Annotated in this window: 6 protein-coding genes; 1 reads left to right on the top strand and 5 read right to left on the bottom strand. The window is 42.5% G+C overall.

Translation table 11 applies throughout. From position 1 onward, the window contains the following. Positions 1 to 170: 170 nt before the first annotated feature. From ACT8YW_RS20260 to ACT8YW_RS20250, 3 genes are read right to left on the bottom strand one after another with little or no spacing between them, the layout of a single operon-like run. Entirely contained in the window at positions 171 to 3,296 is a 3,126-nt protein-coding gene (locus tag ACT8YW_RS20260) for an efflux RND transporter permease subunit (RefSeq protein ID WP_444106946.1), read from the bottom strand. Positions 3,297 to 3,310: 14 nt separating this feature from the next. Next, positions 3,311 to 4,405, bottom strand: a complete 1,095-nt coding sequence (locus ACT8YW_RS20255; RefSeq protein WP_270591202.1) for an efflux RND transporter periplasmic adaptor subunit — start codon at positions 4,403 to 4,405, stop codon at positions 3,311 to 3,313. Between the two features lie 22 nt (positions 4,406 to 4,427). Further along, a complete protein-coding gene (locus ACT8YW_RS20250; RefSeq protein WP_004303527.1) occupies positions 4,428 to 5,693 on the bottom strand; it encodes a TolC family protein in 1,266 nt (421 codons plus the stop codon). Positions 5,694 to 5,928: 235 nt separating this feature from the next. Here ACT8YW_RS20250 and ACT8YW_RS20245 point away from each other — a divergent pair, with 235 nt between their 5' ends. Then, complete coding sequence (locus ACT8YW_RS20245) at positions 5,929 to 6,291, top strand: thioredoxin family protein (RefSeq protein WP_444106945.1); 363 nt, start codon at positions 5,929 to 5,931, stop codon at positions 6,289 to 6,291. Between the two features lie 241 nt (positions 6,292 to 6,532). Here ACT8YW_RS20245 and nagA (ACT8YW_RS20240) read toward each other — a convergent pair whose 3' ends face one another. Continuing rightward, the gene (gene nagA, locus ACT8YW_RS20240) at positions 6,533 to 7,708 is read right to left on the bottom strand and encodes an N-acetylglucosamine-6-phosphate deacetylase (RefSeq protein ID WP_444106944.1); all 1,176 of its coding nucleotides are present in this window, start codon (positions 7,706 to 7,708) and stop codon (positions 6,533 to 6,535) included. Positions 7,709 to 7,729: 21 nt separating this feature from the next. Continuing rightward, the gene (nagA, locus tag ACT8YW_RS20235) at positions 7,730 to 8,896 is read right to left on the bottom strand and encodes an N-acetylglucosamine-6-phosphate deacetylase (protein WP_117935677.1); all 1,167 of its coding nucleotides are present in this window, start codon (positions 8,894 to 8,896) and stop codon (positions 7,730 to 7,732) included. Positions 8,897 to 9,136: the final 240 nt, after the last annotated feature.

The following is a 9,136-nucleotide window of genomic DNA, read 5'->3' as shown; positions in this document are numbered from 1 at the left end:
TGAAAATCATTTCTGCTTATCATGCAAAGCTGGATATATCTTCAGAAATAGAAAAAGGAACAAAAGTACGGGTGATTTTTTAATCACCCTTCTTTTATCCCTTTCTCTCTCTACCTACTGAAAACTACAAATTTAATCTATGAACGTTTTTTCCACAGAATAGAAATGAACTAAATACGTCTTTGCAATAACTTTCCGTTTTTATCATATAACATTCGTTCATATACCATTTCTACGATAAGAGGAAAGACAAACAAGGCAAAGAAAGTCGCTCCTATCAATCCGCCGATAATGACAATCGCCAACGGACGTTGTGATTCCGAACCAATTCCATGACTCATGGCAGCGGGCATCAAACCGATAGCTGCCATTGCCGCTGTCATAATCACAGGGCGGATACGCGAGCGCACTCCTTCCTTAGTGGCTTTCTCCAAGGGCGAGCCGAGTTTTAGATTCGCCTTTATATCGGAAATCATAATCACCCCGTTCTGAATACAAATACCAAACAAGGCAATAAAACCGATACCGGCAGAAATGGAGAAGTTGAACTGCGTTATCAGAAGAGCCACAATACCACCCACGGCGGCAAACGGTACATTCAACAATACCAGTCCCGCATCCCGCGCATTAGAGAATAGAATAAACAGGATAATAAAGATAATAGCAATACTGATAGGGACAACCTGTGCCAGACGTTTCGTTGCACGTTGCTGGTTCTCAAAATCGCCCGTCCATTTCAGTGAATAGCCTGCCGGCAGATGTACGGAAGCATTCACCTTTTTCTGCGCCTCGGCAACTGCCGTACCCATATCACGACCTCTCACCGAGAATTTCACCGCACAGAAACGAGCGTGATTATCACGGAATATCAATAACGGTCCCGTAATCGTCGTTATATCTGCCAATTCTTTGATAGGTACCATCGTTCCATCCATCGCCGGAACCAATATCTTACCTATCTCCTCTTCATTCTGGCGGAATTGTTCGCTGTATCTTACCATGATATTGAACTTCCGCTCATCCTCATACAACAGTGAAGCCGATTTTCCGCCAATAGCCATTTCGATAATTGATTGCACATCTTCCTTAGCAACTCCATAACGCGCCAACTGGCGTTCATTCAACTCTATACGAAGCTCCGGCTGACCGATGTTCCGAATCACACCCAAGTCTTCAATTCCCTGAACCGTACTAAGGATCTTATCTATCTGAACCGCATATTTCTCCGACTCATACAAGTCTTTACCAAACACTTTCACCGCAATAGATCCTTTCACACCGGAAGCTGCTTCCTCCACATTATCAGTAATCGGTTGTGAGAAATTGAAGTCAATGCCGGGATAAATGGATAAATCCTCCTGCATCTTATCAATCAGTTCCAGTTTTGTCAACTTACTCTCCCATTCCTTTTCGGGATAAATATCAACGTGGAACTCGATATTATAGAATCCGGTAGCATCTGTACCGTCATTCGGTCGTCCGGTTTGCGACAGCACTTGCCGCACTTCCGGAAACGTTAATAGTTTCTTTCTCATTTTATTGGCAAGAGTCACCGATTCATCAAGCGAAATGCTTTGTGGCAAGGTAGCACGAATATAGATAGATCCCTCATTCAACTGCGGAAGAAACTCCGTACCCAGGAAAGAGAAAAGCCATAATCCGACACCCGCTATTACGGTTGCCATTCCGATGGTCAGTTTTCTGTGCGCATAGAATAAATCAAAAAGAGCCGAACACTTCGCATTGATAAAATGGACAAAACGGTTATTTTTCTCACGAACATTCTTTTTCAGTAACATGGAAGACATCACCGGAACCAATGTCAATGTAAAGATCAAAGCTCCCAACAATGCAAAGCCCAGCGTGTATGCCAAAGGAGAGAACATCTTTCCTTCTACCTTCTGGAAAGAGAAGATAGGAATCAATGCAGTGATGATAATCAATTTGGAGAAGAAAACCGCTTTCGCCTTGTCTTTTGCCGTGTGACGGATCAAGCCCATTTTAGACATCACATTAAAAGCAGGCATCCCCACTTCCCTCGCTTTCTTGTCCAAAGCCACAAACACTCCTTCCACCATCACCACGGCCCCATCAATAATAATACCGAAGTCTATGGCTCCCATAGAAAGCAGATTGGCGGACATTCCCATCACCCGTAAACAGATAAATGCGAACAAAAGGGCTAATGGGATAACGACAGCAACAATCACGGTAGTCCGCCAATCTGCCATAAAGATCAATACAATAAACGTAACCAATAATATTCCTTCAATCAGATTATGCGTCACAGTCTTTACCGCCAGATTCACCAAGTCCTCCCGGTCATAGAATGCCACTATCTTCACATCTTTCGGAAGTACATTCTGATTCAAGTCCTCTATTTTATCTTTCAGGTTGGCAATCACCTCACCCGGATTCTCTCCTTTCCGCATGACTACAATCCCCTGTACAACATCATTTTCATCCATTCGGCCCACTTGTCCCAAACGAGGCAAACAGGATTCGTGTACATCGGCAAGATTCTTCACCAGAATCGGAGTGCCATTGATGTTTTTCACTACGATATTTCTCAATTCATCCAGATCGTTAATCAAACCGATTCCACGAACCACATAAGCTTGCGAACTTTTAGTGATAACATCTCCACCTACATTGATATTACTTTTAGCTATCGCATCATACAGTTCCAAAGAGGTAATGCCATAATTAATCAACTGGTGAGGATTCACACTTACCTCAAACGTCTTCACCTCCCCGCCGAAGCTCACAATATCCGCTACGCCGGATACCGAACGGAGATTACGTTCGATCACCCAATCCTGAATCGTTTTCAGTTCCCGCACACTGCGCTTGTCACTACGAAGCGTATAACGGAATATTTCCCCCGTTGGTCCATACAGAGGTTGTACTTCCGGAGTTACCCCGTCCGGAAGGTCGGCATCATTCAATAAATTATATACCTGTTGACGTGCGGTGAAATCATCGACACGATCTTCAAACATTACATTGATGACAGAAAGTCCGAAAAGAGTGGTAGAACGAATATCCGTTTTCTTCTGAACGGGATTCATCGCAATCTCAACAGGAATGGTGATAAACTTCTCTACCTCTTCGGCACTACGTCCCGGCCATTGTGTGATAATCGTCACTTTCGTATTTGTCACATCCGGGAAAGCATCTATCGGAGTATGTTTAAAGGAAACAGCTCCGGCTATAACGGCAATCGCTGTACAGAAGAAAATAAAGAATTTATTTTTCAGCGAGAAAGCCACTATATTATCTATGAATTTGTGCATACTATTTTCTGTTTTTAATCTGCATTCAACGCATTATATACCAACAATACATTATTATTCAGCACTCTGTCTCCCTCGGAAAGTCCCGAACGGATATAGCACTCCTTGCTCAACTGCTTGTACACATCCACCTCTTTCACCTGCAAACGTTGATCCGGCTCCACCACGACCACATAATTCTTTCCTCCTTCAAATACCAGTGCATGAGCATCGATACGAGGCATGGAAGTTCCATCCGCTTTACATTTCACACTTACATTCGTAAACATCCCCGGTTTCAATAAATATTCTTCATTCTTCAATTTGATACGGACATTCATCGTTTTACTTTCACTATTCAACAAATGATACACCTTATCAATCGTACCGGCAAACATCTTATCCGGATAAGCCAACGTAGAAATGCGTACGGAGGCACCTTCGGAAACCTTACTGATATCGCTTTCATACACATCCGCCATCACCCATACGTCTGACAACCCCGAAATCGTGAACAGTTCTTCACTCTGATCCGGACGCAACTGCATATCCCTGCTGATTTGTTTCTCCACAATAAACCCCGAAACGGGAGATTTCAGCTGATAATAAGCATTTCCGGAGAAATTATAAATAGAGAAAACATCCTTTATTCTTCTTTCTTCGGCTTCGGCACTTATCAACTCCTGCTTCGCCTGAAGTACATCTTTATCCGAAGCCATCCCGGAAGCATACAGATCCTGCGTAGCATCCATATTTCTGCGTGCCAGCAATAATTGTTGTTCCGCCTCCTTCAATTGCTTTTCATAATCTGCCACTTCTCCACTGCGGATGACTGCCAACACATCTCCCTTACGAACAAAGTCTCCTATTTCAGCCTTCAGTTCCGTTACCGTACCTCCAAACATCGGATATACATGTGCCACCTGATTCTCATTAAAAGTGACCCGCCCGTTTAATGTCAGTTCGTCAATCACCTCTTGAACGTGAACCGTATCGACAGATACAATCCTCAATAAGCTATCTGTCAGGCATAAGGCAGCCGGTTCAACACTCGTTTGTTCTCCTTTACCGGAGCATGCTCCCAATACGGTAGTAAGCAATATGCAAGGAAGGAATTTATTCCAGTTCATAGTCTTTGATAATTTATGAATATTAGTAGTTCAATATAGTTTGTCCGATAGTTGTATTCAGGTTTTCCATCGCTAGAAAAACATCTTTCTTTATTTCATGCAACTGAATACAAGTTTCTTTATAGCTGTCATAGTAATCGATAAACTCCAATAAACTGATATTTCGTTTCTTAAAGTTTTCATTCACTCCCGCAATCAATTTTTCAAAGTTACGTTCCAGTTCCATATTGGTAGATTGATAAAGCTGAACTGCTTTATCCAGTGAAGCATAAGCGGTATAAAGCTCCATATCTGCACGATTAGCCGCATTTTCCTGTTCCGCTCCTGCCTGTTGGATACTAAAACGGGCAGCTTTAACATTTCCCTGGTTGCGGTTGAAAATAGGCACTGACAGGCTCACTCCTATTGCAAAATAGTTATTGATAAAGTTTCCGGCACGGTCATAACTGCCATTCACCGAAAATTCCGGAAATGCCATTGATTTCTGCAATTTCAGATTTGCACGGGAAGCACTGACCGTACTCCGGGCAATCTTAAGATCCGGCCGTTCATTCACCATCGCTTTCAAGTCGGCGAACGATAGTTGAGACAAATCCAATTGCTTCAACACCTCTTCATCCAGTGACAACTCAACCATCGTGTCTCCCGGAAGATTTAACAAGACATTAAGTTCCCCTCTAAGGGTTAACAACTCGTTTTCCCGTTCATTCTTCTCTTTCTTCAAAGAGAACAACATAGATTCCAGACGGGACATTTCCATCAATGAAATATTTCCTTTCTCCTGTTGCAGTTTCATTCCGGCAAGTAACTCTTGCAGAGAATTCACTTCCTTCTCATAAATGGATATGGATTTCGAGAGAAAATAGACTTGTACAAACTTCTCATTCAGCTCCTGACGAAGTGTCCTCATCACCTCTTCAAACTGATATTCTGCTATTTCCTTGTTGATTTTTTCCAGTTTCACCTGCTTATTCCGTTGTCCGGCAAGACGAATTACCTGTTCAATTCCCACAACCATTTCACCCTCCTTACCAAAATCAAAATACTTTCCGTTCAGGCGGTTATAAACATTCTGTTCTAACGAGATTACCGGATTCTCAAATAATTTGGCTTGCAGCACTTGTGCCTGTGCCATATCAATGTTGTACCGTTCGGCTATCAGCGATAAGTTACGTTCCAGAAAACGTTGTTCCGCCTCTTTCAGCGTTAATACTCCTGTGGTAGCCTGTTGCGCGCATATTCCTCCTGTCAGCAGAAGAAAAAAAGAAATTAGAAATACTCTGTTCATTACTATATTTATCTTTATTACCTTATTGTAGTTGTCGCGGCAAAATTACAATTCTATAACCGGAGAGACGGGAAAAAGCCATTATAAGCCTCTCATATCAGATTAGAATTTGATTAGAAAATAGCCATAAAGGAAGAATTGTAAACACAACAGGAAAAATGGCTATCCTTCTTTTATCCCAACTCCCCTATCTTTGCAGTAGAGAAAATGAAATGAACCATTAAAAATAGAATATATGAAAATAATAGATTTAACCAAAGATAGTTTTGTAGAGAAGGTAGCTGATTATCAATCTTATCCTGATAACTGGAACTTCAAAGGGAATAAACCTTGCCTGGTCGATTTTCATGCCCCGTGGTGCGTCTATTGCAAAGCGTTATCGCCTATATTAGACCAACTGGCTAAAGAGTACGAAGGGAAATTAGACATTTATAAAGTAGACGTCGATCAGGAACCGGAATTGGAAAGTGCATTTAAAATCCGCACCATTCCCAACCTGTTACTTTGCCCGCTGAACGGCAAACCGACAATGAAATTAGGCACTATGAATAAAGCCCAATTGAAAGAACTGATAGAAACCAGTTTGCTTTCAGAATAAAAATACATTAAAAGTCCGGGATACTTCTGATGATGATAAACTGCCGGACTTTTGATATCATACAGAACATTGGCTTTTATAATAGGGAGTGTGTCAAAACGCAGATTAACGCAAATTATCGCAGATTATTTCATTTATATTGATATATTAATCAACGACTTATAAAATTATTTCTGCGATAATTTGCGTTAATCTGCGTTTTATTATTCATTATGACCCTCCTCTTTGGAGATTATTTCAACTATTCTTTATGCAACAGAATATCAGTTCCCGGAACAATCTTTCCCATCGACCATACACATCGTACATTCAACTCCTTATCAAGAATCACAATATCGGCATCCTTTCCCTTTGCCAACGCCCCTTTCCGGTCACTCACTCCAATTAAACGGGCAGGAGTTTCAGAAGCCATACGCACAGCATCTTCCAAAGGAATATTGGCTTTCTTCACCATGGTGCGAACCAACACATCCATCGTAGCCAAACTACCAGCCAACGCAGAATGATCCGCCATCTTGCATACGCCATCCTCTATGATATAACGAGGATCAATCGGTTCATTCCCTTCATAAGCGGCATACGCCAAAGCATCGGTAACAAGACAGGTATTCTCCACGCCTTTCAACTTATAAACTAGTTTCAGGATAGTGGCAGGTAAGTGAATACCATCCGCAATCACTTCCACGGTCATTCCATCCGTCAGATACACACTTTCCACTGTACCCTCATATTTATATTCACGGCGTTTATGGAAACCCGGCATCGCATTATAGAAATGAGCGGCGTGAGAAAATCCTACTGCAAATGCAGCTTTAATTTCATCATATTCGGCTTCGGTATGTGTAACAGCAGTCATAATTCCTTTCGAACGGGTATACTTTGCAAAATCATGTGCACCGGGCAGTTCGGGACTAATATCCCAACGTCTGATACAAGACGTACGCTCCAACAAAGGAGTATATTCATTTTTATCCGGAGTTTTCAAAAAACCGTCATACTGCGTACCCGCCATCTTCGGATTCAGATATGGGCCTTCGATATGCAGACCGAGAATCGGAGAATCCTTCTCTTTCATCAAGTGCTCACATACATCGACTGCTTGGTAGATTCTTTCGAATGAAGTAGAGGACAAAGTAGGAAATATACCGGTAGCGCCATGTTTCAGATGTGCATTGGTTGCGGTGCGGAAAGCCTCTTCCGTTGCTTCCGTATAATCATGCCCACCACCTCCATGTGCATGCATACTTACGAATCCGGGCACTATCGTCATCCCTCTGGCATCAATAACCGTTGCACCGATAACCGCTAAATCACTATTAGTTACCTCTAATATTTTTCCATCACAAATCAATACAGAACCATCTTTCAACCAGCCTTGCGGAGTAAGTATTCTTCCGTTTATTATTTGAGTCAACATAGTTTTCGTTATTTATTAGATTTAAAACAATTTGTTGGTGCCTTCCACCAGTTCTCCCATCGCCCATACAGCTCTCACATTCAAGTCTCTGTCTAAAGCAATCATATCAGCATCCTTACCACGCTCCAGCGTTCCTTTACGGTCGAGCACTCCCATAATCCGGGCAGGAGTTTCGGAGGCCATTCTCACGGCATCCTCCAAAGGTATTTCCGCCTTCTGCACCATGGTACGAATCAGCCGATCCATCGTTGCAATACTTCCCGCGAGTGCTGAATGGTCTGCCAACTTACAGACTCCATCCTCGATAATCACACGCGGATCAAAAGCAACCTGACTATCACTGGCGGCACAAGCCAACGCATCCGTTATCAGACAAGTACGCTCCACTCCTTTTATCTTATAGACAAGACGCAAGATTGTTGGAGGCACATGAATACCGTCTGCCACCACTTCCACTGTCATATCATCAATCAAATAAATACTTTCTACCGTACCTTCATACTTGTACTCTTTTCGTTTATGGAATCCCGGCATTGCATTATAAAAATGAGTGGCATGCGTATATCCCGCCTCATAGGCTGTCTGTATATCCTCAAATTCGGCCTGGGTATGTCCTACCGAAGCCAATACCCCTTTCGCTGTGATATATTTACCAAATTGCATGGCTCCGGGAAGTTCCGGTGCGGCATCCCAACGTTTGATACAATGAGTTTCTTCCAGCAACGGAATATATTCTTCGGGATCGGGATCTTTGATATTTTCGGGAATCTGTCCACCTGCCATCGCCATATTGAAATAATGTCCTTCCAGATGAAGTCCGAGCACAGGGCTATTAGGCTCCGCCATCATTTTTTCAGTAGTTTCCGCAGCGGCACGGATCATTGGAATGGTAGAAGAAGAAAGAGTAGGAAAAATACTGGTAGTGCCATGCTGCATATGAGCTTTGATTGCTGTCTGGAAAGCCTCTTCCGTGCCTTCCATAAAGTCTCTTCCACCGCCACCATGAACATGGATTTCTACACCTCCCGGAACAATATACATTCCTTTGGCATCAATCAGTTTGGCTCCGATAATTGCAAGGTCACAATTGGTTACTTCCAGAATTTTATTGTCACGAATAAGAACTGACCCATCCTTCAACCAGCCTTGCGGGGTGAGGATGCGTGCATTAATGATCTGTGTTAACATATCACAAATAGTTAAATTAATTAAAGGTCTGTGTGAATCAATGACGCTCTTTTTTGGGGGGAGTACATTGATTTTTCATCTGCAAAATTACGCTTTTCCGTTCAATCTATCGATACAATCGTCCGGTAAACTTCCAATATTATACAAAAAAAGGTTGCCAATCTTATCGACTGACAACCTCATCTTATATGGAGCGGAAAACGAGACTCGAACTCGCGACCCTAACCTTGGCAAGGTTAT

The sequence above is a fragment of the Bacteroides sp. genome (assembly GCF_052357945.1).
Taxonomy (GTDB): Bacteria; Bacteroidota; Bacteroidia; order Bacteroidales; family Bacteroidaceae; genus Bacteroides.
Note: the sequence above shows the minus strand (reverse complement) of the source record. Positions and strands in the feature narration are given on the sequence as shown.